Origin of the sequence: Nocardia anocheti (assembly GCF_029675105.1) — a bacterium.
Classification (GTDB): domain Bacteria; phylum Actinomycetota; class Actinomycetes; order Mycobacteriales; family Mycobacteriaceae; genus Nocardia.
Genome location: NZ_JAQQFV010000011.1, coordinates 172,888 through 196,242 on the forward strand (window position 1 = coordinate 172,888; position 23,355 = coordinate 196,242).

Annotated in this window: 19 protein-coding genes; 11 read left to right on the plus strand and 8 right to left on the minus strand. The window is 71.2% G+C overall.

Annotated elements, in window-relative coordinates; all coding sequences use genetic code 11:
* Nucleotides 1-96: 96 nt before the first annotated feature.
* Nucleotides 97-3,231, plus strand: a complete 3,135-nt coding sequence (ileS, locus tag QC180_RS26645) for an isoleucine--tRNA ligase (RefSeq protein ID WP_278265566.1) — start codon at nt 97-99, stop codon at nt 3,229-3,231.
* Between the two features lie 272 nt (nt 3,232-3,503).
* Nucleotides 3,504-4,019, plus strand: a complete 516-nt coding sequence (locus QC180_RS26650) for an NlpC/P60 family protein (protein WP_474646545.1) — start codon at nt 3,504-3,506, stop codon at nt 4,017-4,019.
* On the opposite strand, the gene QC180_RS26655 is transcribed toward QC180_RS26650, so the two are convergent.
* Nucleotides 4,016-4,891 (minus strand): UTP--glucose-1-phosphate uridylyltransferase, encoded by an 876-nt coding sequence (locus QC180_RS26655; protein ID WP_278265567.1) that lies wholly within the window; start codon nt 4,889-4,891, stop codon nt 4,016-4,018. The genes QC180_RS26650 and QC180_RS26655 overlap by 4 nt on opposite strands.
* A 158-nt stretch (nt 4,892-5,049) precedes the next feature.
* On the opposite strand from QC180_RS26655, the gene QC180_RS26660 reads away from it, so the two are divergent.
* From QC180_RS26660 to QC180_RS26670, 3 genes are all read left to right on the plus strand, one after another.
* On the plus strand, nt 5,050-6,348 hold the full coding sequence (locus tag QC180_RS26660; protein ID WP_474646548.1) for a DNA polymerase IV: 1,299 nt from the start codon (nt 5,050-5,052) through the stop codon (nt 6,346-6,348).
* Between the two features lie 59 nt (nt 6,349-6,407).
* Nucleotides 6,408-6,908, plus strand: coding sequence for a WKL family lipoprotein (locus QC180_RS26665; protein WP_278265569.1), 501 nt, complete (start codon nt 6,408-6,410; stop codon nt 6,906-6,908).
* A 254-nt stretch (nt 6,909-7,162) separates the two neighbouring features.
* Complete coding sequence (locus tag QC180_RS26670) at nt 7,163-10,396, plus strand: arabinosyltransferase domain-containing protein (protein ID WP_278265570.1); 3,234 nt, start codon at nt 7,163-7,165, stop codon at nt 10,394-10,396.
* A 63-nt stretch (nt 10,397-10,459) separates the two neighbouring features.
* On the opposite strand, the gene QC180_RS26675 is transcribed toward QC180_RS26670, so the two are convergent.
* Nucleotides 10,460-11,380: an ADP-ribosylglycohydrolase family protein gene (locus tag QC180_RS26675; RefSeq protein WP_278265571.1), complete on the minus strand. Its 921-nt coding sequence runs from the start codon at nt 11,378-11,380 to the stop codon at nt 10,460-10,462.
* 154 nt (nt 11,381-11,534) lie between these two features.
* Here QC180_RS26675 and QC180_RS26680 point away from each other — a divergent pair, with 154 nt between their 5' ends.
* Nucleotides 11,535-12,704, plus strand: a complete 1,170-nt coding sequence (locus tag QC180_RS26680) for an SMI1/KNR4 family protein (RefSeq protein WP_278265572.1) — start codon at nt 11,535-11,537, stop codon at nt 12,702-12,704.
* Between the two features lie 62 nt (nt 12,705-12,766).
* On the opposite strand, the gene rarD is transcribed toward QC180_RS26680, so the two are convergent.
* A complete protein-coding gene (rarD, locus tag QC180_RS26685) occupies nt 12,767-13,681 on the minus strand; it encodes an EamA family transporter RarD (RefSeq protein WP_278265573.1) in 915 nt (304 codons plus the stop codon).
* A 35-nt stretch (nt 13,682-13,716) separates the two neighbouring features.
* Between rarD and QC180_RS26690 the strand changes: the two genes are divergently transcribed.
* A complete protein-coding gene (locus QC180_RS26690; protein ID WP_278265574.1) occupies nt 13,717-16,140 on the plus strand; it encodes a cation-translocating P-type ATPase in 2,424 nt (807 codons plus the stop codon).
* Nucleotides 16,141-16,220: 80 nt separating this feature from the next.
* Nucleotides 16,221-17,060, plus strand: a complete 840-nt coding sequence (locus QC180_RS26695; protein ID WP_278265575.1) for a PhzF family phenazine biosynthesis protein — start codon at nt 16,221-16,223, stop codon at nt 17,058-17,060.
* Nucleotides 17,061-17,168: 108 nt separating this feature from the next.
* Here QC180_RS26695 and QC180_RS26700 read toward each other — a convergent pair whose 3' ends face one another.
* From QC180_RS26700 to lspA, 3 genes are read right to left on the minus strand one after another with little or no spacing between them, the layout of a single operon-like run.
* Entirely contained in the window at nt 17,169-17,921 is a 753-nt protein-coding gene (locus tag QC180_RS26700; RefSeq protein WP_278265576.1) for a hypothetical protein, read from the minus strand.
* Nucleotides 17,914-18,840 (minus strand): RluA family pseudouridine synthase, encoded by a 927-nt coding sequence (locus QC180_RS26705; protein WP_278265577.1) that lies wholly within the window; start codon nt 18,838-18,840, stop codon nt 17,914-17,916. Before QC180_RS26705 ends, QC180_RS26700 begins: the two co-directional genes overlap by 8 nt.
* Nucleotides 18,837-19,460 (minus strand): signal peptidase II, encoded by a 624-nt coding sequence (gene lspA / locus QC180_RS26710; protein ID WP_278265578.1) that lies wholly within the window; start codon nt 19,458-19,460, stop codon nt 18,837-18,839. Before lspA ends, QC180_RS26705 begins: the two co-directional genes overlap by 4 nt.
* 87 nt (nt 19,461-19,547) lie before the next feature.
* On the opposite strand from lspA, the gene QC180_RS26715 reads away from it, so the two are divergent.
* Together QC180_RS26715 and QC180_RS26720 are read left to right on the plus strand one after the other, a co-directional pair.
* Nucleotides 19,548-20,504: a hypothetical protein gene (locus tag QC180_RS26715; protein ID WP_278265579.1), complete on the plus strand. Its 957-nt coding sequence runs from the start codon at nt 19,548-19,550 to the stop codon at nt 20,502-20,504.
* Nucleotides 20,501-21,202 carry a hypothetical protein gene (locus QC180_RS26720; protein ID WP_278265580.1) on the plus strand — a complete coding sequence of 234 codons (702 nt, stop codon included), beginning with the start codon at nt 20,501-20,503 and terminating at the stop codon, nt 21,200-21,202. Before QC180_RS26715 ends, QC180_RS26720 begins: the two co-directional genes overlap by 4 nt.
* 52 nt (nt 21,203-21,254) lie before the next feature.
* Here QC180_RS26720 and QC180_RS26725 read toward each other — a convergent pair whose 3' ends face one another.
* The gene (locus QC180_RS26725) at nt 21,255-22,109 is read right to left on the minus strand and encodes a TIGR03619 family F420-dependent LLM class oxidoreductase (protein ID WP_278265581.1); all 855 of its coding nucleotides are present in this window, start codon (nt 22,107-22,109) and stop codon (nt 21,255-21,257) included.
* A 152-nt stretch (nt 22,110-22,261) separates the two neighbouring features.
* Between QC180_RS26725 and QC180_RS26730 the strand changes: the two genes are divergently transcribed.
* Nucleotides 22,262-22,729 (plus strand): VOC family protein, encoded by a 468-nt coding sequence (locus QC180_RS26730; RefSeq protein WP_278265582.1) that lies wholly within the window; start codon nt 22,262-22,264, stop codon nt 22,727-22,729.
* 4 nt (nt 22,730-22,733) lie between these two features.
* Here the strand turns inward: QC180_RS26730 and QC180_RS26735 are convergent, their stop codons facing one another.
* Nucleotides 22,734-23,354: an LON peptidase substrate-binding domain-containing protein gene (locus QC180_RS26735; protein WP_278265583.1), complete on the minus strand. Its 621-nt coding sequence runs from the start codon at nt 23,352-23,354 to the stop codon at nt 22,734-22,736.
* Nucleotide 23,355 lies beyond the last annotated feature (1 nt).

The window sequence follows — 23,355 nt, forward strand, 5'->3', positions numbered from 1 at the left end:
GCGGGGTGGTACCGCGGTCTCGGCGCACCGGCGTCGGCATCGTCCCCGTGCCCAGGAACGCGCCGACGGCGCGACGGCACGAGGAGCACTTCCGCGATGGCGGACGAGACAACCACCGGTGGCGCGTACCCGCGGGTCGATTTCGGCGCGAAGTCCGGTGCCACATTCCCGGAACTCGAACAGCAGGTGCTGTCCTACTGGGCCGCCGACGATACTTTCCAGGCCAGCCTGGCCAATCGCGCGGGCGCCGAGGAATTCGTCTTCTACGACGGCCCGCCCTTCGCCAACGGTCTGCCGCACTACGGCCACCTGCTCACCGGCTACGTCAAGGACCTGATCCCGCGCTTCCAGACCATGCGCGGCAAGCTGGTCGACCGCCGCTTCGGCTGGGACACCCACGGCCTGCCCGCCGAGATCGAGGCCGAGAAGCAGCTCGGCATCACCGACAAGGCGCAGATCGACGAGATGGGGCTGGCCGAGTTCAACGCCGCCTGTAAGTCCTCGGTGCTGCGCTACACCGGCGAGTGGCGCGACTACGTCACCCGCCAGGCGCGCTGGGTCGACTTCGACAACGACTACAAGACCCTCGATCTCGACTTCATGGAGTCGGTGATGTGGGCCTTCAAGACCCTCTACGACAAGGGCCTGATCTACCAGGGCTTCCGGGTGCTGCCCTACAGCTGGTACGAGCAGACGCCGCTGTCGAACCAGGAGACCCGCCTCGACGACGCCTACAAGATGCGCCAGGACCCGGCGGTCACCGTCGACATGGTGCTCAGCGTGCCCGCCGAGCATCCCCTGGCCGCCCTCGACGGCGCGAACGCGCTGATCTGGACCACCACGCCGTGGACGCTGCCGTCCAACCTGGCCGTCGCGGTGCACCCCGACGTGCGCTACGTGCATCTGCGCGCCGCCGACGGCAAGCGCTATCTGCTTGCCGCCGAACGGGTCTCGCACTACGTCCGGGAGTTCGGCGAGGAGCCCGAGATGCTCGGCGAGTACGACGGCGCGGCGCTGGCCGGGCTGTCCTACGCCCCGCCGTTCGACTTCTTCCTCGGTCACCCGAACGCGCACCGCGTGCTCACCGCCGACTACGTCACCACCGATTCCGGCACCGGAATCGTCCACCTCGCACCGGCTTTCGGTGAGGAGGACATGGATGTGGCCACGGCCAACGGCATCGAGATCGTGCAACCGCTCGATCCGGGCGGCAAGTTCACCTCGATGGTGCCGCCGTACGAGGGCCTGATGGTCTTCGACGCCAACCCGGTGATCATCAAGGATCTCAAGGCCGCCGGAAAGCTGTTGCGGCACGAGACGATCGAGCACTCCTACCCGCACAGCTGGCGTTCGGGGCAGCCGCTGATCTACATGGCGGTGCCGTCCTGGTTCGTCGCGGTGACCAAGTTCCGCGACCGGATGGTCGAGCTCAACCAGCGCATCAGCTGGGTGCCCGAGCACATCCGCGACGGCCAGTTCGGCAAGTGGCTCGAGGGCGCGCGCGACTGGAACATCAGCCGCAACCGCTACTGGGGCAGCCCGATCCCGGTGTGGGTCTCCGACGACCCGGCCTACCCGCGCGTGGACGTCTACGGCTCGCTCGACGAGCTCGAGCGCGACTTCGGCGTGCGCCCGGCCGACCTGCACCGCCCCTACATCGACGACCTCACCCGGCCCAATCCCGATGACCCGACCGGGAACTCGACCATGCGCCGGGTGCCCGAGGTGCTCGACTGCTGGTTCGAGTCGGGCTCGATGCCGTATGCCCAGGTGCACTACCCGTTCGAGAACAAGGAGTGGTTCGACAGTCACTTCCCCGGCGATTTCATCGTCGAGTACAACGGGCAGACCCGCGGCTGGTTCTACACCCTGCACGTGCTGGCCACGGCGCTGTTCGACTCGCCCGCGTTCAAGACGGTCTCCGCGCACGGCATCGTGCTCGGTGACGACGGCCTGAAGATGTCGAAGTCCAAGGGCAACTACCCCGACGTCAACGAGGTCTTCGACCGCGACGGCTCCGACGCCATGCGCTGGTTCCTGATGAGCTCGCCGATCCTGCGCGGCGGCAACCTCATCGTCACCGAGCGCGGCATCCGCGAAGGCGTCAGCCACGCGCTGCGCCCGCTGTGGAACGCGTGGACCTTCCTGCAGCTCTACGCCTCCAAGCCGGGGACGTGGCGCACGGATTCGCCGAATGTGCTCGACCGCTACATCCTGGCCAAGCTCGCGGTGACCCGCGATGTGATCACCGAGGCGCTCGAGACCTACGACATCGCCGGTGCCGCCGAGGAACTGCGGTCCTTCGCCGACGCGCTCACCAACTGGTACGTGCGCCGGTCGCGGTCGCGGTTCTGGTCCGAGGACCGCGACGCCGTCGACACGCTACACACGGTGCTCGAGGTGGTCACCCGCCTGTCCGCGCCGCTGCTGCCGCTGGTCAGCGAGGTGATCTGGCGTGGGCTCACCGGTGGGCGTTCGGTGCACCTGGCCGACTGGCCCGCCGCCGACGAGCTGCCCCACGATCGTGAGCTGGTGGCCTCGATGGACGAGGTGCGCACGGTCTGCTCGACGGTGCTGAGCCTGCGCAAGGCCAAGAACCTGCGGGTGCGTCTGCCGCTGGCCGAGACCACCATCGCCGCGGCCGACGCCGAGCGGCTCGCGCCGTTCGTCGAGCTGATCGCCGACGAGGTCAACGTCAAGAAGGTCGACCTGACCACCGATGTGGCCAGCCACGGCCGCTTCGAGCTGGCCGTCAACGCGCGGGCGGCCGGTCCGCGCCTGGGCAAGCAGGTGCAGACGGTGATCAAGGCCGTCAAGGCGGGGGAGTGGACCGAGTCCGCCGACGGTGTGGTCAGCGCGGCCGGGATCACCCTGCTGCCCGAGGAGTACACCCAGCGCCTGGTCGCGGCCGAGCCCGAGTCCACCGCCGCCCTGCCCGGTAATGCCGGTCTGGTGGTGCTGAACTCGGTGGTCACCGAGGAACTGGAGGCCGAGGGCTGGGCCCGCGACCTCATCCGCGATCTGCAGGAGACCCGCAAGGCCCGTGGGCTCGAGGTCTCCGACCGGATCTCGGTACTGCTCGAGGTCCCGGCCGAACGGCTGGACTGGGCGCGGACCCACCGCGATCTGATCGCGGGCGAGATCCTGGCCACCAGCCTGGAATTCGGCGCGGCCACCGGCGCGGCGGCCGAACTCACCGGCGGCGTCCGAGCCGACGTCGCCAAAGCCTGACCGCTCGCACGCAGCGCCCCCACGTCGTTCACGGCGTGGGGGCGCTGTCGTTTCCGGTGCGGCGCGCGGAAGGTGCTGGGAGTTTGCTGATGTAGCTGACAGCGGTCGCATCATCGCGCAGAATCAATCAGCGTTACTGCTGATGCGCATGGAACCCGCTGAGGCGGCAGTGACTGTTCGTGACGATTGTCCTGTGGAAACGGTGCCGCGCCGAGGGTAGCGACACGCTCGGCGCGACACCGGTCCACGTGGGTAACCGGAAGGGCGCTCCTGTGCGACGAAAAGTACTGCGACGGTTGGCCTTCGGCTTCGCTGCCACGCTCGTCACCACCCTGGTGCTCGCCGGGCCTGCCTGGTCGCAGACCGGCAGTTCCTCGGGCTCGGGCCCGTCGGGCTCCTCCACCGGCAGCTCCAGCGGTTCGGGCATGATCCCGTTCCCCAGCGCCACCGGCATCGGCGCGCTCACCGCCGCGGCCACCCAGATCGGCAAACCCTACGAGTGGGGCGCGATGGGCCCGCACGCGTGGGACTGCTCGGCGCTGGTGCAGTGGGCCTTCCGCCAGGTGGGTGTCATCCTGCCGCGCACCACCTGGGAGCAGGCCGAGGTCGGCCTGCCGGTGACCTACGGCGGCCTGGCGCCCGGTGATGTCGTCATCCTCAACGGCGACGGCTCACACGTCGGCATCTACGCGGGGATGGGCCAGATCCTCGACGCCCACGACTGGGGCGTCCCGGTCGGCCTGCATCCCCTGCGCGAATTCGACATCTTCGCGATCAGAAGGTTCTAGTCGACCAGTTGACGCAGCAGCGGCCCGTACTCGGGATGGGCCAGCGCCGAGGCGAACTGGGCGACCAGGTAGTCGGCCGGGTTGCCGGTGTCGTACCAGCGGCCCTGGATGACCTGGCCGTACACCGCGTGGTTGGCGGCGTAGTTGTTGATCGCGTCGGTCAGGTACACCTCGCCGGTCTGGTGCGTGTACCAGTTGTCGGTCTGCTGCTGCAGCTCCTCGATGATGCCCGGGGTCACCACGTACCCGCCGATCGCCGCGAACGCCGAGGGGGCGTCCTCGGGCTTGGGCTTCTCCATCAGGCCGGAGATGCGCAGCAGGCCGTCGTCGAGGTCCTCGCGGACCACCGGCACGCCGTAGCGCTGCGATTCGCCCGGTTCCATCGGCAGCAGGGCCAGCACCGGGCAGCCGGTCGACTCGTAGGCGGTGATGAGCTGCTGGGCGCGCGGGACCTCGGCGACGAACACGTCGTCGGGCCACAGCACCAGCATCGGCTCGTCGCCGAGATGCCGGGCGGCGTTGAGCACCGGGGTGCCGTTGCCGTAGGGGCCGTGCTGGTCCAGGTAGGTGATGTGCCCGGCCTGCGAGAGCTCGCCGACCTCCTCCACCGCGTCGGCGAAAGCGGCCTTGCCGTCGGCGCGTAGCTGCGCGACCAATGCCGGGTTCGGCCGGAAGTGGTCCTGGATCAGCGACTTGCCGCCGCTGACCACGATGGTGATGTCGGTGATGCCCGAGGAGACCAGCTCGCGGACGGTGTGCTCGATGACCGGCTTGTCGCCGACCGGCAGCATCTCCTTCGGCGTCGCCTTGGTCAGCGGGAGCAGCCGGGAGCCGATGCCCGCCGCCGGAATGACAGCCTTGCGGATCTTCATCCTCCGATCATCACACACCCACCTGTGTCCTGGCTGTGGCATGGCTGTCAACCGGCCTGGCGTCGGTGTCGGTACCGCCGCGTAGATTGCGGCTGGTGAGCACCGACACCAGGGCCGACGCCGCGGTCACCGGCCGCCGCTGGGTGCTGCACATCGATATGGACGCCTTCTTCGCCTCGGCCGAACAGCTCACCCGGCCGACCCTGCGCGGCAGGCCGGTACTGGTCGGCGGGGTGGGGCAGCGGGGCGTGGTGGCCGGAGCCAGCTACGAGGCCCGCGTCTACGGCGCCCGCTCGGCCATGCCCATGCACCAGGCGCGGCGCCTGATCGGTGTCTCGGCGGTGGTGGTCCCGCCACGCGGGGCGGTGTACTCGGTGCTGAGCGCGCGGGTGTTCGACGTCCTGCGCGGTCGCATCCCGGTGCTGGAGACGCTGTCGTTCGACGAGGCGTTCGGCGAGCCCGCCGAACTGGCCGGAGCCAGCGTGGCCGAGGTCGAACGGTACTGCCAGGGGCTGCGCGAGCTGGTGCGCGCGCACACCGGGCTGACCGCCTCGATCGGCGCCGGGACCGGCAAGCAGCTGGCGAAGATCGGGTCCGGGCTGGCCAAACCCGACGGGCTGCGCGTCATCTCGCCCGCCGAACAGGGCGCGCTACTGGCCGCGTTGCCGGTGCGCAAGCTGTGGGGGATCGGGCCGGTCGCCGAGGGCAGGCTGCGCAGTCTCGGCATCGAGACCGTGGGCGCGTTCGCGGCGCTGCCGGAATCGGAGGCGGCCTCCATCCTGGGCGGCAGCGTGGGGGCCGCGCTGCACCGGCTGGCCCGCGGCGTCGACGACCGTCCGGTCACCGAACGCGCCGAGGCCAAACAGATCAGCGCCGAGAACACCTACGAGCGCGACATCGTCACCCTGCCCGACCTGCGCGCCGCCGTCACCGCCATGGCCGCCGCCGCGCACCGCCGCCTCGAACGCGACGGGCGGGCCGCGCGCACCGTCGTACTCAAACTCAAGAAATCCGATATGGGCATCGTGACCAGGTCGTTCACCCTGCCCTACGCCACCACCGACCCGGCCACCCTCACCGCCGCCGCGCAACGCTCGGCCATCGACCCGGCCGAACTCGGACCGATCCGGCTGGTCGGGGTCGGCTACGGCGGCCTGTCGCTGGTCCGGCAGGAATCGCTGTTCCCCGAACTCGACCAAGCCGTCCCCGAAGACCTGGCCACCGTCGACGAACCCGCCCCGGAACCGGAGCAACCCCGCGATCCGCCCGCCGGGCAGTGGTTTCCGGGCATGGACGTGCGGCATCCGGACCACGGGCACGGGTGGGTGCAGGGCGCGGGCTACGGGGTGGTCACGGTACGGTTCGAGACGAGCTCGACAGGCCCGGGTCCGGCGCGTACCTTTCCAGCCGACGACACCGGGCTGTGCCGGGCGGATCCGCTCGACAGCCTCGCCTGAGGAGTAGCCTCGGCAACCGCGATGGAATCTCTGCCACCTCGAACGCAAAGGACGAGAAGTTGAAGCTTCGTACGACCGGACGTGTCGCGATCGCCGGACTGGCGGTGGTCGCCGCCCTCGGGCTGAGCGCGTGCAGCGACGACAAGGGTGACAAGCCCGCCGCCAAGTCCACCACCAGCGCCATGACCACCACCGCCTCCGCCGCGGCCGACCTCCCGCCGGTGCCGACGGTCGAGCAGCTCAACGAGCAGCTCAACACGGCCCTGGACCCGTCGGTGCCCAACGACCAGAAGCTGGACTTCGTCCAGGGTGGGTCGGCCGACCCCGAACTGCCCAACCGGCTGGCGCAGGCCGCACAGGACGCCGGGGTGCAGGTGCAGGTCACCGAGGTGACCTCCTTCGGCGACAGCGTCAACGCCAAGGCCGACTTCACGGTGAACGGGCAGACCAATGTGGTCGACGTGCCGTTCGTCGCCGAGGACGGCAAGTGGAAGGTCCAGAAGGCGTGGGCCTGCCAGATGCTGACCAACTTCGGCCAGCAGTCGGTGGCTTGCGCCTGAGCTGTGTTTGTTGGAGCGCTGGCGCGCTCGGGTTCGCGGCCCTGAAGGGCCGCCGGTCAGGCACCGCTGCTTGCTCCTTCGTCGCGTACGCAGCGGCGCCTGACCGGCGACCCGCCGCGAACCGCCGCTGCGCGGCGGCCCCTCCTCAGGGTCGGGGTGTGCGGGGCCGGTAGGGCGGTTATGGCGGTTTGCCCCGCGGGGCGGGCCTCGGCCGGAGGGGGATGATGTTCGGGGCGCGGCTACTATCGGGCCCCGTGGTAGAGACGATCGTGCGGCGGGGGCATCCGCCCAAGGATGCTTCGGCGGCGGGTGACGGGGGAGCGCGCGGGGGATGGGCGCGGATCGTCGCGATCGTCGCGGGGCTGTTCGCGGTGCTGGCCGCGGTGGCCATTCCGTTTCTGCCGGTGCGGGTCGACGCGGCCTCGGTGTCGTGGCCGCAGCGGGGGTCGGTCGCGGGGGTTGAGGCGCCGCTGGTGGCCTACGCGCCCGCCGCGCTGTCGGCCACGGTGCCGTGTAGTGCGTTGAGTTCGCTGGCGGCCGAGGGTGGGGTCGCGGTGTCGACCGTGCCTCGGCAGTCGGCGGACATGGAACGCTACGGCTTCGTCGTGAAGGTCGTCGCCGATACCGACGAGCGGCCGGGGCGGGTGGATGTGGTCTCGCGCTCGACGCTGCTGTGGACCGCGCCGCTGGCCGAGACCATCGACCGGTCCTGCGCGCTCACCGTCTCGCTCACCCCGGACGAATCCGTCGTCACCACCACCGGTTTCGGCGCGTCGGGCGCGACCGTGCCGGGGGATCGGCGGCCGCAGGTCGTCGGGGTGTTCAGCGAGCTGACGACCGCTCCGGCCGACCTGGCCGTGCGCGTCGACGTCGACGCCCGCTACACCACCTCGCCCACCTGGCCCAAGCTGGCCGTGATCGTCCTGTGCCTGCTGGCGACGGCCCTGTCGCTCTACGCCCTGCACCGCCTCGACGCCCTCGACGGGCGTTCGGCCCGCCGGTTCCTGCCGCAGCGCTGGTGGCGGCTGCGTCCGGTCGACTGGCTGGTCTTCGCGACCCTGGTCGTCTGGCACTTCATCGGCGCCAACACCTCCGACGACGGCTACATCCTCGGCATGGCCAGGGGCGCGCGCAGTTCGGGCAACATGTCGAACTACTACCGCTGGTTCAGCGTCGACGAGGGCCCGTTCTACACCCCCTACACCGACATCATCGGGTGGATCACCCATATCTCCGCGGTCAGCCCGCTGGTGCGTCTGCCCGCACTCGGCGCGGGCATCCTCACCTGGTGGCTGATCAGCCGCGAGGTGCTGCCCCGCCTCGGTGTCGCGATGCGGCACCGCAAGGTGGTCACCTGGACCGCGGCGCTGGTGTTCCTGGCCTTCTGGCTGCCCTACAACAACGGTCTGCGCGCGGAATTCGTGGTCGCGCTGGGTGTGCTGGTCACCTGGGTGTCGGTCGAACGGGCGATCGCGACCCGGCGGGTGCTGCCGTTCGCGGTCGCGGTGATCGTGGCCGCGTTCACCCTCACCGGCGCCCCCTCTGGCCTGATCTGCCTGGGCGCGCTGGTCGCCGGTGCCCGCGTGGTGACGGCCGTGATCGTGCGCCGCGCGCGGACGGTGGGCTATCTCGCCCAGCTGCTGCCGGTCCTGGCCGCGGGCACGGTGGTGCTCACCGTCGTGTTCGCCGACCGGACCCTGGCCGGGGTGCGCGAGATGTTCGCCGTGCACAGCGGAATCGGGCCGGGGGAGTCCTGGTTCTTCGAGTTCCTGCGCTACCAGTACCTGTTGCAGCTCAATGCCGACGGCTGGCTGACGCGGCGCTTCGGGGTGTTCGTCATGCTGCTGGGCCTGCTGGTCTGCACCGTCACCCTGCTGCGGCGCGGCGGGCGCATCCCGGGCATCGCGGTCGGCCCGACCCGGCGCATGCTCGGCATCACCGTCGCCGCCATGGCGCTGATGATGTTCTCGCCCACCAAGTGGACCCACCAGTTCGGTGTGTTCGCGGGCCTGGCCACCTGTGTCGCCGCGGTGACCGCGGTCGCGGTGAGCTCGGAGGTGCTGCGGCCGCTGCGCAATCGGGCGCTGTTCGCCGCGGCGGTGTTCTTCGCCCTGGCCATGACCTTCGTCGGCGCCAACGGCTACTGGTACGTGTCCTCGTGGGGCATCCCGTGGTGGGACAAGCCGCCGACGGTCGCCGGATACGGCCTGTCGACCGCGTTCGTCGCGTTGACCGTGCTCGCCCTGGCCGTCGCCGCCTGGTACCACATCCATCCGAGCCCCAAGCCGCGCGCGACCAGGCTGGCCGGGTTGCCGGTGCTGGCGATCGCCGCCGCCATGATGGTGCTCTTCGAGCTGGCCTCCTTCGCGAAAGCGACGGTCGCGCAGTACCCGGCGTACTCGCTGGCCAGCTCCAACTTCCAGGCCGCCTTCGCCGGAGGCTGCGGGATGGCCGACGAGGTCCTGGTCGAAACCGACCCGAACGCCTCGATGCTGTCCCCGCTCAGCGGCGATGTCACCACCGCGCTCGCCGGTGAGTCGACCGGTTTCCGGCCCGACGGCGTGGCCCCGGTGCTCACCTCCGACGAGGTGGAATCGACCACCGGCCAGGCCAATTCGGTCTCCGACGATCCCGACACCCTGCGCGACGCCTCCACCTCGGCGGGCTCGGAATCGCGTCAGGGCTCGCTGCAGCTCCCGTTCGGTCTCGACCCCGCGAGCACCCCGGTCCTGGGCAGCTACCGCTCCGGCGCGCAGGAACCGGCGTCGCTGACCACCGGCTGGTTCCGCCTGCCCGACGGTCCGCGCGGGCCGCTGCTGGCGATCGCCGTGGCGGGCCGGATCCGCTCGGTCGACGCCGACGGCATCGTCCACCCCGGCCAGGACCTGGCCGTCGAATACGGCACCGTCGGTTCCGGCGAGGACGTCACGGTAGGAGGCCGGGTCGACCCGATCGACATCGGCCCCGCGCCCACCTGGCGCAACCTGCGCGTCCCGCTCGACCAGATCCCCGGCGACGCGAACGTCGTGCGCCTGGTCGCCGCCGACAAGGATCTCGGCGGCGATCAGTGGCTCGCGGTGACCCCGCCGCGCATGCCGCGCACGACCACCCTGAACGCCCTGGTCGGCCGCGAGAGCCCGGTCCTGCTCGACTGGGCGGTGGGCCTGCACTTCCCGTGCCAGAACCACCTGCCGACCTACAACGGCATCGCCGACCTGCCCGAATACCGCATCCTGCCCGACCGCAACGGCGCCACCATCACCAACCTGTGGCAGGGCCACGACGGCGGCGGCCCGCTCGGCTGGACCCAACTCCTGTTCACCGCCCGCACCCTGCCGACGTACCTGAACAACGACTGGGACCGCGACTGGGGCTCCCTCGAGCGCTACCTCCCTCTCGACCCCACCGCGGGCCCCGCGCACACCGACGTCCACTCCGACAACCGCTGGGGCACCTGGACACCCGGCCCCACCATCACCGTCTGGTAGCTCCGGTGGCGGCTCCCCGGCGATGCCGCCACCAGGGCGTGGTGCTCGGCCGACCAGGCCCGGTCAGCGGCTTGTGTTGGCGATGCGCAGGGCGAGGTCGGGGAGGTCGGCGCCGGTGAGGCCGGGGTAGCCGTGCAGGATCGCACGCCAGTCGGCGGGGACCGCGGAGGCGCCCCAGCGGGCGCCGAGCAGGCCGCCCGCGATGGCGGCGGTGGTGTCGGTGTCGTTGCCCGCGCGCACGCACGCCTCGAGGGCCCGCGGCAAGTGCTCGGGGGTGCTCTGGTCGGTGGTGCTGATCGCCCACCAGGCAGTCTGTAGGGCGTGGACCACCCAGCCGTTGTTCGGGAAGTCGTCGGGGGTGCCTTTTTCGGCTTCGTCGAGGCGTTCGGTCCAGAACGCGGAGTGCGGTGAGCGGGCGACGTAGTCGCGCACGCCGTCGAAATCGGCCGACAGCACCGCGTGCCGGATCGCGTAGGTCCACATCTTGCACGCCTCCACGGCGTGCTCGTCGTGATGGGTGAGCATGCCGATCCGTCCGGCCGCCGCGATACAGCCGTCGGCGTCGTCGAGGTAGGCCAGCGCGACCGGCGCGGTCCGCATGAGCGAGCCGTTGCCGCCGGTGCGCCCGGTCAGCGACATCGCCACCGCCTGCATGGCCAGCGCCGAGGACGACCGCGCCGAGAGCACCTGCCGCGTCTGGTTCCCGATATCCGGCGGCCGCGAATCGAACCACGCCACGAACCCCGCCGCCACCGCGTCCAGGTCGATCCCCGGCCCGTTCACCGACGCGAGCGCGATCGCCAGCGCCATCGACGTGTCGTCGGTCCACTCCCCGGGCGCCCAGTCGAACGGTCCGCCCCCGATCATCCCGATCACCACATCCGGCCCGGGCCGCGTGAACTCGTACCCCGCCCCCAACGCGTCTCCGGCGGCCCCGCCCACCAGCACCCCGGCCACCCGATCGGAGAACCCCGAACCGTGCATCGACCCACTCCTCCCGGCGACAACGCTTCGATTGCCCGATCGACAACCCTACCGGTCGGCATGTGCCGCACCGCGATTTCCCGGCCGCGCCACGACCGGCGGTCCCGCGGCGCGTCGCCGGACGGGCGGTGCGCGCACCCGGCACAGTGGGGCCATGGCACAGCGTCGCTGGTACACCATCGAACTCGGGCGACCGGAGCTGTACATCGGATCGGCCGAGCACCCCGATCCACCGGCGGTCGGCCGCCCCGGCCCCGGCGCGATCCTGAGCGTCCATCCGGACTTTCGTGGCGTCGAGAGCGCCCACATCTGGGTCGGCCGGACTCCGGGCACGATCGCACTCGGTCTCGAGATCGGTGACACGGCACCGATTCTCGGCGATCTCGCCGAGTGGGAGACCGTCGACACCGGCACCATGACGCTCCCCGCGCGGGCCGTGCTCAGCGGCGTGACGCTCGCGCCCCCGCGCCCACCGCGACTGGACCAGCTCGCCAGCCTGCCCACCGGCTTGCACGGGATCACGGTGAGTGCGCGCGGCCGCGACGGTGGTCGCGCCGACGCGGCGGTCCTGATCCAGTTGTGGCCACTCGAGCACGCCGCGCCGGTCCGCACGCTGAAGCACGACGACACCTTCGACCCGCGCGTCCACCCCGGTGGACAGACCGTCCTCGGCCGACCCGACGACCCCGCACTCCTGCGCCCACCGACCTCGGACACGCCCGCCGTCCCGGTCACCGGTCAGTGGGAACGTCTGTGGCGGATCGTCGTGAACCGCTGCGACCGCGAGGTGTGGCCGAACCTGGCCAGGCCCGGCGCGGGCACGATCGCCGTCGACCGCGCCGAAGCGGGCACCGGCGTGCCCTGGCCCGCCGAACTGCGCGAATGGTTCACCCTGCACGACGGCGGCGGTCCGGCCGACCTGCTCCCCGGCATGACCCTGCTGAGCCTGGACCGGATGCTCGAGCTGCACGACCTGCAGTGCGCGATCTGGTGCGAACTCGCCGCCGAGGAACCCGATCTCGCCGTCGCGGGCGAGAACACCCCGGCGAGCGCGGAAGCGGGCCGGTTCGTCCCGGAGTTCGTGCCGATCGCCGAACGCGACGGCACCATGCTGGTCTGCGACACGCGTCCCGGACCGCTGCGCGGCTGTGTCACCGAATTCGGCAAGGACACCGCCGACATGTCCCCGCCCGGCTGGCACTCGCTCGGCGCCCTGCTCGCCGACCTGGCCCACAGCATCGAACGCACCACCCCGTTCGACCGCGACTTCCTACCCGCCCTCACCGAACACGGCCTGACCTGGGAATACTCGCCGCTCGGTTGAATGCCGATTCGGCCACGCACCTCAGCGCCGCCCCGCCGGAAGTCGCGGCTCGACGGCGCGCCTCACTCCTGCGGCGCGGCCTGCTCGACGGTCGTCCGCCGACGCCCCCGCCGCGAGCGCGCCACGGCATCGGTGGTGAACACCGCCAACCCGGCCCAGATCAGCGCGAACCCGATCCAGCGGGAAGTCGGCATGGGCTCGTGCATGACCGCCACGCCCCACGCCATCTGCAAGGCGGGGGTGAGGTACTGGAGGATGCCCATGGTCGACAGCGGCACCCGCTGGGCGGCGACGGCGAACAGCAGCAGCGGCACGAGGGTGACCGGCCCGGTCGCCATCATCAGCGCCGCATGACCGGCGCCGGAGGCGAATTCGCTGCGTCCGGTCACCACCAGCACGAGGACGAAGGCCAGCGCGAAGGGCGCCGCGACGATGCCCTCGGCGGCGATCCCGCGCACCGCGTCGAGCCGGATCACCTTCTTCACCAGCCCGTAGGTGGCGAACGAGCAGGCCAGGACCAGCGCGATCCACGGCGGCCTGCCGTAGTCGACGGTCAGCACCACCACCGCCAGCGCGCCCAGCCCGAGCGCCACCCACTGCGCGCGCGTGAGCCGCTCCCGGAACAACACCACGCCGAACGCCACGGTGACCAGCGGATTGATGAAATACCCGAGCGCGCACTCCACCACGTGCCCGCTGATCACGCCGTACACGTAGGTGCCCCAGTTGATCGAGATCGCCGCCGACGCGGCCGCGGCCAGCCGCCAGGTCCGCGCGTCGATCCCGGCCAGCTCCCGCAGTCGTCCGGTGAGCGCGAGGACCAGCAGCACCACCACCAGCGTCCAGAGGATGCGCTGGGCCACGACCTCGGCCGCCGAGGCGAACGCGAGCAGTCCGAAGAACGCCGGGAACAGGCCCCAGATCAGGTAGGCGCCGGAACCGAAGACGACACCGGGTGGCGAGGCGCTGCGCTGCATTCGTCCCACGTTACGTCTGCCGTAGCCTGACGAGCATGTCCATTTCCGTGCAGGAGCCCGCCGCCACCGGGCTCACGGCAGCACAGGTCGAACAGCGTCGCCGCGACGGTCGCACCAACGATGTCCCGGCCAGAGCGAGCCGGTCGGTGCGCGAGATCGTCCGCGCGAACGTGTTCACCCGCATCAACGCCATCCTCGGGGTGCTGTTCGTGCTGGTGCTGTCCACCGGCTCGATCATCGACGGCATGTTCGGCCTGCTCATCGTGGCCAACAGCGCGGTCGGCATCATCCAGGAGGTGCGGGCCAAGCGCACCCTCGACCAGCTCGCCATCGTCAGCCAGGCCAAGCCGACGGTGCGCCGCGACGGCGTCGCCCAGCAGGTGAGCCCGGGCGAGGTGGTGCTCGACGACCTGATCGAGCTCGGCCCCGGCGACCAGATCGTCGTCGACGGCGAGATCGAGGAGGCCGCCGCGCTGGAAATCGACGAGTCGCTGCTCACCGGTGAGGCCGACCCGATCGACAAGGGTGTCGGCGCGCCGGTCATGTCGGGCAGCTTCGTGGTGTCGGGCTCGGGCGCCTACCGCGCGACCAAGGTCGGCAAGGACGCCTACGCGGCCAAGCTGGCCGAGGAGGCCAGCAAGTTCACCCTGGTGCACTCGGAACTGCGCTCGGGCATCGACAAGATCCTGAAATTCATCACCTACCTGCTCATTCCGGCCGGTGCGCTGAGCATCTACAACCAGCTGGTCTCCAGCGGGGAATCGTGGCGACCGGCCGTCACCGGCATGGTCGCGGCCCTGGTGCCGATGGTGCCCGAGGGCCTGGTGCTGATGACCTCCATCGCCTTCGCCGTCGGCGTGGTGCGCCTGGGCAAACGCAACTGCCTGGTGCAGGAACTGCCCGCCATCGAGGGCCTGGCCCGCGTCGACGTGGTGTGCGCGGACAAGACCGGCACCCTCACCGAGAACGGTATGCGTCTGTCGCAGGTGGAACCGCTCGGCGACTTCGACGCCGACGAGGTGAAGCGGGCCCTGGCCGCGCTGGCGGGCGACGACCCGCGCCCCAATGCCAGCGTGCAGGCCATCGCCGAAGCCCTGCCCGACACCCCGGACTGGCAGCAGACCGCCGTCGCGCCGTTCTCCTCGGCCAAGAAGTGGAGCGGCATCTCCTACGGCGAGCACGGCGACTGGCTGCTCGGCGCCCCCGACGTGCTGCTCGATCCGTCCTCCGCCGACGCCGCGCACGCCGAGGAACTCGGCTCCTCGGGTCTGCGCGTGCTGCTGCTGGCCCGCGGTGACCGTCCCGTCGACGCCGCCGACGCCCCCGGCACCGTCTCGCCCGCCGCGCTGGTGGTGCTCGAGCAGAAGGTGCGGCCCGACGCCAAGGGCACCCTCGAGTACTTCGCCAGCCAGCACGTCTCGATCAAGGTCATCTCCGGTGACAACGCCGTCTCGGTGGGCGCGGTGGCCTCCTCGCTGGACCTGCCCGGCGGCGACCACGCCGTCGACGCGCGCAAACTCCCCGAGGACCAGGCCGCTCTGGCCGACGTGCTCGACCACGAGACCACCTTCGGCCGGGTCCGCCCGGATCAGAAGCGCGCCATGGTCGGCGCCCTGCAGTCACGCGGGCACACCGTGGCCATGACCGGCGACGGCGTCAACGACGTGCTGGCCCTCAAGGACGCCGACATCGGCGTCGCCATGGGCGCGGGCAGCCCGGCCACCCGCGCGGTGGCCCAGATCGTGCTGCTGGACAACAAGTTCGCCACCCTGCCCTACGTGGTGGGGGAGGGCCGCCGGGTGATCGGCAATATCGAGCGCGTCTCGAATCTGTTCCTCACCAAGACGGTGTACTCGGTGCTGCTGGCCTTCCTGGTCGGCATCGCGGGCGTGGGCTCGCAGATCTTCGGCTACGACCCGATCGGGTATCCGTTCCTGCCGCGCCACGTCACCATCGCGGCCTGGTTCACCATCGGCATCCCCGCCTTCATCCTGTCGCTGGCGCCCAACAACGAGCGGGCCCGCACCGGGTTCGTCGGCCGGGTGATGCGCCTGGCGGTGCCCTCGGGCATCGTCATCGGCGTGGCGACCTTCGTGGCCTATCTCATCGCCTACGCCGGACCCGAGGCCTCGGAGACCCAGAAGGTGCAGGCGGGCACCACCGCGCTGATCACGCTGATCATGATCGCGGTGTGGGTGCTGGCCCTGGTGGCCCGGCCGTACGTGTGGTGGAAGGTGGTGCTGATCGCGGCCTCGGTGCTGGCCTACGTCGCGCTGTTCTCCATCCCGTTCACCCGCGAGTTCTTCAAGCTCGACCCGTCGAATCCGCGGCTCACGCTGGCCGCGTTCGTCTGTGGCGCGGTCGGCATCGTGCTCGTGGAACTGGCGTGGTGGGTGCAGGCGCGGCTGTCCGGCAACCCCGGAAAGTTCGTGCCCCCGGTCGGCGCCCAGGGCGCCTGAGGCCCGGCTGACCTGGCCGGGTTCGCCTCGAGAACCCTTGCGCCCGACCGTCATTCGGTGTTGGAGTACCTTTGCGCACTATGGAGGTTCTGCTGCACCAGATCGACGCGTTCGCCGACGCACCGTTCTCGGGCAACCCGGCCGCGGTCATGCCGCTGCCCACCTGGCTGCCGGACACGCTGCTGCAACAACTGGCCGAGGAGAACAACCTCGCCGAGACCGCGTTCTACACCTCCGAGTTACCCCCCGCCGCCGGTGGCCCGCCCGGCGAATGGCCCGCCTTCCATCTGCGCTGGTTCACCCCCGCCGTCGAGGTCGACATGTGCGGCCACGCCACCCTCGCCTCGGCCACCCAGATCATCGAGGACCTGCATCCCGAACACGACCGGGTCAGCTTCTACACCCGCTCGGGCTGGCTGCACGTCGACCGCACCGACGACGACGAATACGTCTTGAATCTGCCCGCCCTGGCCTCGATCCAGGTCGACCCCGACCCCGCTCTCGTCGCGGCGCTCGGCGTCACCCCGATCCGTGCCTACACCGGCCAGGACGAGGTGATCGTCGTCGCCTCCGAGGACGAAGTCCGTTCCGCGACACCGGATCTCGGCGCCTTCCCGGCACTGGCCCGGGGCGCCGTCCTCACCGCCGCCGGTGACGCGGTGGACGTGGTGTCCCGCTTCTTCGCGCCGGGTGTCGGCGTCCCCGAAGACCCCGTCACCGGTTCCGCGCACGCCCAGTTGGTGCCGCTGTGGAGCCGCGAACTGGGCCGCGCCACCCTCACCGCCCGTCAGCTCTCCCGCCGCGGCGGCACCCTGCGCGCCGAACTCGCCGAGGACCGGGTGCTCCTGCTCGGCCGCTGCCGCCGTTATCTCGACGGGGTCGTGACACTGCCGGATCGAACGGTGGACGGGTCCGCGTAGGACCCCGCACCACGACGCCTCCGGAATCGGCACCCGACGGCTCACCCGATTCCGGTGCCGGAGATGTGTCGGCCCGGTACCGCGCGGTCGGGCCCGACCGCCGACACCCTATTCCGTCGGCACCGGGCCATCGTCGGGTGTGGGTGTGACGGCGCCGGTGGTGCCCGGTAGCAGCGGGCTCACCGCGAACCGCCCGGCTAGCGCGTCGGCGGGCAGAGCCTGCACCGATCGGACCCCCGGTTGTGCCGCCAGCTCGCGTAACTCGGGCAGTGTGCCGCGCACCACCAGACCCGCCGTGCACGCGCAGCCCGCGCGCAGCCGGACCTCGGTGACGCGGGCGATGTCGGCGCTGCGCTGATCGTGGAACTGTTGGGCCGCGAGCAGTCCCGCCGCCGCCTCGGCGGACTGCACGGCGGGCTCGGCACCGGCCGGGACGGCGACGGTGATCACCGGGGTCTGCACCCGGTCGATCGGCACGTACTGGATCACCCCGGCCACCCGCAGCCCGTGGGCGGCGTCCGGAATCTGCTGCGGTGTCAGGTAATCGGTGGGCGTGAGCAGCGCCCACCGCAGATCGGTGTCGGTGCCGTCGAGAGAGGCGCGGGCCTGGTTCAGGTAGTCGTCGACCTGTTCGCCCGGTGCCGGACCGAGTCGGTCGGTGGCCACCCCGGAGGTGACGCGCGGCGCGGTGAAGGCGAACACCAGCAGCACCGCGGCCGCCAGTCCGGCGGCGCCGAGGATCGCGATCTTGGCGATCCGGTGCCGACCGTAGCTCGCGTCGTCGCGCTGACCGGTGGAGTCCCCGCGGTCGTCCGGCGCCGTATCCGGCGTCGGTTCGGACGACCGCGGGTCGTCAGGCATGGCGTAGCACGTCCAGGGCGCCCGCCAGATCGGCCGGGTACTCGCTGGTGATCTCGAGCCAGCGGCCGTCGGCCGGATGATGGAAACCGAGCTGGCGCGCGTGCAGCCACTGCCGTTCCAGGCCGAGGCGCTTGGCCAGCGTCGGGTCGGCGCCGTAGGTGAGGTCACCGGCGCAGGGGTGGCGCACCGCGGAGAAGTGCACCCGGATCTGGTGGGTGCGGCCGGTCTCGAGGTGCACGTCGAGCAGGCTGGCGGCCTGGAAGGCCTCGATGGTGTCGTAGTGGGTGACGCTGGGCCTGCCGTCGCCGGTCACCGTGAACTTCCAGTCGTTGCCGCGCGCGCGCCCGATCGGCGCGTCGATGGTGCCGCTGCTCGGATCCGGATGTCCCTGCACGAGTGCATGGTATTGCTTGTCGACCGTGCGTTCCTTGAAGGCGCGCTTGAGCATCGTGTAGGCGTGTTCGGATTGGGCGACCACCATCACCCCGGAGGTGCCCACGTCCAGGCGGTGCACGATGCCCTGGCGCTCGTGCGCGCCGGAGGTGGAGATGCGGTAGCCCATCGCCGCGAGCCCGCCGACCACGGTCGGCCCGGTCCAGCCGACACCGGGGTGCGCGGCCACGCCGATCGGCTTGTCCACCGCGACGATGTCGTCGTCGGCGTAGAGGATGTTCAGCCCGTCCACCGGGGTGGCCTCCACGGTCACCTCCCGCTTGGGTTCGGGGAAGATCACCTCCAGCCAGGCGCCCGCGGTGAGGCGGTCGGACTTGCCCGCGGCGACACCGTCGAGCTGCACCGAGCCCTCCTCGGCCAGCGCCGCGACGGCGGTGCGCGAGAGGCCGAGCAACCGCGACAGTCCCGCGTCGACCCGCATTCCGTCCAGCCCGTCGGGGACGGGCATGGTCCTGGTCTCTCTCACGCGGTCTCCTCGCCATCGGTGTGCTTGCGGCCACTGCGGGTGCCGTCCGGTTCGAACCCGAACACGGTGAGCGCGACCAGCAGGATCGCGCCGCACACGATGGCCGAGTCGGCCACATTGAACACCGGCCACCAGCCCACGGCGACGAAGTCGACCACGTGGCCCTGCAGCGGGCCGGGGTAGCGGAAGAGCCGGTCGACCAGGTTGCCCAGCGCGCCGCCGAGCACCATGCCCAGACCGATCGCCCACCACAGTGAGCGCAGCGTGGACCCGATGCGGATCACGCCGATCACCACCGCGGCGGCGATCAGGGTGAGCAGCCAGGTCATGCCGGTCGCCATCGAGAACGCCGCGCCCGGATTGCGCACCAGCGTCAGGCGGGCGAAATCGCCGATGATCGGCACCGATTCGCCGGGGTCGATGAAGGCCACGGCCAGACACTTGGTCAGCAGGTCGAGCCCGAACAGCACGACCGCGATGGCCAGCAGCGTCGTCAACCGGCGGCGACCTGCGGGTTTGGTGGTCGATGCGGCGTCGGGGGCGGCGTCGTCAGCCGGAGCCGCCGCGTCGGCACCCGTCTCGGGGTCGGCGGCGTTGTCGGTGGGCCGGTCTTCACTCACGCGTCCATCATTCCCTAGCCGGGAATCGGGCCCGCGTCTCGGTGGGTGACCGGTCCCAGGTGTTACTCAGGAACCGGTCGTACCCTGATGGCTGTGACGGTGTTGTCTGGTCCTCGCTCACCCCGCATCGCGCGGCCCGCGGTGTTGCTCGTGGCGCTCGTGCTCGGGTTCGCGACCTTCGGTGCCGGGTGCGCCGACCGGTCGTCCGCGCCCGCCGAGGCCGAGGGCACCGAGCCGCTGGGAATGATCGGCAAGGAAGTCACGGTGCCCATCTCGGCGCCGGTCACCTCGCTGGTCTCGCCCGGCGAGGAGCCCCGCGCCCAGCTGCGGCCGAGCTACCCGCGCGGCACCACCCAGCAGGTGACGCTGTGCACCGACTACCGGATCCAGCAGCAGGTCAACGACCAGCCGACGCGCGACTTCTCGCCCGCCGCGCTCACCATTCCGATGACCGCGGTGGCGGGCGCCGACGGTGTCGACCTCACCGTGGGCGCCGTCACCACCCCCGACCCGGCCCTGAACAAGGCGTTCACCGCGGCCGACGGTTCGCACGCCGGACTGGCGATGAGCGACCTGGGCGCGATCACCGAACTGCGCATGGCACCGTCACCGGAGACGCCCAACTCGGCGCGCGCCGCCCTGGAACAGGCTTTCTACCAGGCGGTCTACCGCTCGATCGCGTTCCCGGACGAGCCGGTCGGCGTGGGCGCGGTGTGGACGGTGCACCAGGAGATCACCGGCGGTGTGACGCTCGACCAGATCACCACCGCGACACTCGTCGCGCGCGAGGGCGACCGGCTCACCATCGACCTGCAGGTGAGCCAGACCCCCACCGACACGGTCTGGATGCTGCCCAACGACGCGGGCGCCCTCGACATCGACGGCTACGTGATGGAGGGCACCGGCACCATCACCGTGGATCTCGGTCTGCCGCTGCCGGTGTCGGGCGCGATCGAGGTCGGCGGCCAGCAGACCTACCGCGACGAGCGCAGCATCAGCACGCTGGTGCAGACGCAGTCCACGCGCGTCTCCTGGACCGAATGATGCGCTCGACCCTGCTGCGCGCGAGCGCGGCCGCCTCGGCGTGCGCCGCGCTGACCGGCGTGGTCGCCTGCGGCACCGACGACGCGTCCGCCCCGTTCCCCGCCGCCGCCTCGGCCGCGCCGGGCTCGGGCACCCCGATCTCGGACCCGGCCCAGCTGTCGGCCGCGCTGCTCGCGGCGACCGACCTGCCCGGTTCCTTCAGCGCGGTCCCGCCCCGGAACGACCGCGACGAGGCCGCCGTGCCCCCGGCCGCGCTCACCGACCCGCCCGACTGCGCCCGGCTGCTGTCCCCGATCGCCACCCAGTGGCCCGGTTCTTCGGCCTCGGCCTCGGTGCAGTTCGCGGGCCCGAGCTTCGCGACCATCGACATCGACGCGGCCAGCTACCCCGACACCGCCCTCACCCCGGCCTTCGACGCGCTGCAGGCACAACCGCGCCGCTGCGCCAGCTACACCGGCGACGACGCGGGCGTGCGGATCGACTACCACACCACCCCGCTGGACCAGCGGCTCGAGGGCGACGCCGGGTCGGCGTTCACCCTGACCGCCACCAGCGACGGCCTCACCCTCACCTCGGCGACCTCGCTGGTCCAGGTGGGCAACACGCTGGTGCAGATCGTGGTGACCGCGCCGGAAGCGGTCGACCCCGGCGTGCTCGGCGACCTCACCGCCGCGCAGGTCCGCAAACTCCGCGGCTGAGCCCACGAAAACGGGCGACCGGAATCTCCGATCGCCCGCCGCCGGTCGCCGCTCAGGACGCCACGGGCGCGGCCAGTTTGCCCCCGAGATGGGCGATGTAGCCGCGCACGTCGTCGGCCGACTTGTCGGGCAGGCCGAACACCGTCTCGGTGACCCCCGCCTCGGCCCACCGCTCGAGCTGTTCGGCATTGTGCCGCCCGGCCAGCGCGATCACCCGGGGGGTGCCCTCGCGTCCGGCCTCGGCCCAGATCCGGTGCAGCAGCGCGATCTTGTCCCCGAGCTCGCCTTCGGTCGGCGTGGTGATCCAGCCGTCGGCGTGCCGGGCCAGCCACCCGAAGCTCTTCTCGGTGCCGCCCGCGCCCAGCAGCACCGGCACCCCGGCGCGCACCGGCTTGGGCCACGACCAGCTCGGCCCGAATCGCACGAACTCCCCGTCGAACTCGGCCTCCTCCTGCGACCACAGCGCCCGCATGGCGTCGAGGTTCTGGGCGAGCACCGTGCGCCGCTTCTTCGGCGGCACACCGTGGTGGGTGAGTTCGTCGGTGTTCCAGCCGAATCCGACACCCAGTTCCACCCGGCCACCGGAGAGGTGGTCGAGCGAGGCGATGGTCTTGGCCAGGGTGATCGGGTGGTGTTCGGCGGGCAGCGCGACCGCGGTGGACAGCGTGATCCGCTCGGTCACCGCGGCGGCGGTCGCCAGCGCCACCCAGGGGTCGAGGGTGCGCAGGTAGCGGTCGTCGGGCAGCGAGGAATCGCCGGTCTGCGGATGCGCCGCCGCGCGCACCACCGGGATGTGGGTGTGCTCGGGCACATAGAACGAATCGAAACCGGCGTTCTCCGCGGCCAGCGCGGCGTCGGCGGGCGTGATGCCCCGGTCACTGGTGAACAACACGAGCCCGTAACGCATGTCCCGCCCTCCGGTCAGACAATAAAACTGAAACAAGTTCTACCAGTCTTCGCGGCCCGCCGGAAGACCTCGGCGCGCGGGGCCTTTCCCCGGCGATGTCGGGGGAATAGGCTCGAACGGTCCGAGCGTCATCCTCGACCCGGAGGTCCCCGATGTCCGATGTTGACCCCATTCCCGCTGGTTATCCGCGCATCTGTCCCGGCCTGTCGTGCGCGGGCGCCGCGGACGCGATCGCCTTCTACACCGCGATTTTCGGCGCCACCGAGCGCATGCGCATGCCCGGTCCCGACGGCACCGTCGCCCACTGTGAACTGCTGGTGGGCGACTCGGTGCTCATGGTCGGTGACCCCGCGCCCGAGATCGGCTTCCCCGATCCGAAACAGGTCGGCGGCTCGCCGGTGAACCTGATGGTCTACCTCCCCGACGCCGACGCCGCCTTCGCGGCCGCCCTGGACGCGGGCGCCACCCAGATCAACCCGATGACCGACCAGTTCTACGGCGACCGCAGCGGCGCCTTCGAGGACCCGTGGGGTCACCGCTGGACGGTGGCCACCCACATCGAGGACGTCTCGCCGGAGGAGATGGATCGGCGCATCGCGGAGATGATGAACGCGGGCTGAGCGCTCAGAGCAGACGGAACTCCATCATCGCGACGGCGTCGTCCATGGCGGTGACGAGTGTGTCCAGCCGGGCGCGCGGGTCCGGTGCGGCCAGGGCCGCCTGCCGATCGGTCTGGCCGATCGGCAGGCGCGCGGCCAGTTCGTAGGAACGCACGCTCGGGTCGTCGGAGAGTCCCTCCAGCGAGGCCGAGGGTGGCGGCCTGCGGATGCCGGACTTGCGGGCCAGGCGGGCGGTGAGCTCGTGCAGCCGGTCGGCGCGTGCGCGCAGGCCCGCGAGCAGATCGGCGTCGTCGGTGGCCGGTCCGTCCGGCCACCGTTCGACCCGCGCGGTGGGGTAGGGCGCGTCGGCGAGCCAGTCGGTGACCCGGATCCGGTCGGCACCCAGGCAGCGCAGCCGGAACCGTGACCCGGGGAGTTGCACCACGTCGGTGATGCGGGCGAGCGCGCCGACATCGGTGCGCACGTCACCGCCGCCGACCTCGTGTCCTCGGGCGATGAGCACCACCCCGAATTCCGGTTCCCGGCGCCCGTCGAGGCAGTCCTCGACCAGCGCCACATAGCGCGGCTCGAAGATCTGCAACGACAACGGCTCGCCGGGCAGCAGGACCGCACCGAGCGGGAACATA

Excerpts from the sequence above, each read along its gene's own strand:
- ileS (WP_278265566.1), top strand. The coding sequence starts at position 97 with ATGGCGGACGAGACAACCACCGGTGGCGCGTACCCGCGGGTCGATTTC.
- QC180_RS26655 (WP_278265567.1), bottom strand. The coding sequence starts at position 4,891 with ATGAAGATCCGCAAGGCTGTCATTCCGGCGGCGGGCATCGGCTCCCGG.
- QC180_RS26660 (WP_474646548.1), top strand. The coding sequence starts at position 5,050 with ATGGACGCCTTCTTCGCCTCGGCCGAACAGCTCACCCGGCCGACCCTG.
- QC180_RS26675 (WP_278265571.1), bottom strand. The coding sequence starts at position 11,380 with ATGCACGGTTCGGGGTTCTCCGATCGGGTGGCCGGGGTGCTGGTGGGC.
- QC180_RS26680 (WP_278265572.1), top strand. The coding sequence starts at position 11,535 with ATGGCACAGCGTCGCTGGTACACCATCGAACTCGGGCGACCGGAGCTG.
- rarD (WP_278265573.1), bottom strand. The coding sequence starts at position 13,681 with ATGCAGCGCAGCGCCTCGCCACCCGGTGTCGTCTTCGGTTCCGGCGCC.
- QC180_RS26690 (WP_278265574.1), top strand. The coding sequence starts at position 13,717 with ATGTCCATTTCCGTGCAGGAGCCCGCCGCCACCGGGCTCACGGCAGCA.
- QC180_RS26695 (WP_278265575.1), top strand. The coding sequence starts at position 16,221 with ATGGAGGTTCTGCTGCACCAGATCGACGCGTTCGCCGACGCACCGTTC.
- QC180_RS26700 (WP_278265576.1), bottom strand. The coding sequence starts at position 17,921 with ATGCCTGACGACCCGCGGTCGTCCGAACCGACGCCGGATACGGCGCCG.
- QC180_RS26715 (WP_278265579.1), top strand. The coding sequence starts at position 19,548 with ATGGCTGTGACGGTGTTGTCTGGTCCTCGCTCACCCCGCATCGCGCGG.
- QC180_RS26720 (WP_278265580.1), top strand. The coding sequence starts at position 20,501 with ATGATGCGCTCGACCCTGCTGCGCGCGAGCGCGGCCGCCTCGGCGTGC.
- QC180_RS26725 (WP_278265581.1), bottom strand. The coding sequence starts at position 22,109 with ATGCGTTACGGGCTCGTGTTGTTCACCAGTGACCGGGGCATCACGCCC.
- QC180_RS26730 (WP_278265582.1), top strand. The coding sequence starts at position 22,262 with ATGTCCGATGTTGACCCCATTCCCGCTGGTTATCCGCGCATCTGTCCC.
- QC180_RS26735 (WP_278265583.1), bottom strand. The coding sequence starts at position 23,354 with ATGTTCCCGCTCGGTGCGGTCCTGCTGCCCGGCGAGCCGTTGTCGTTG.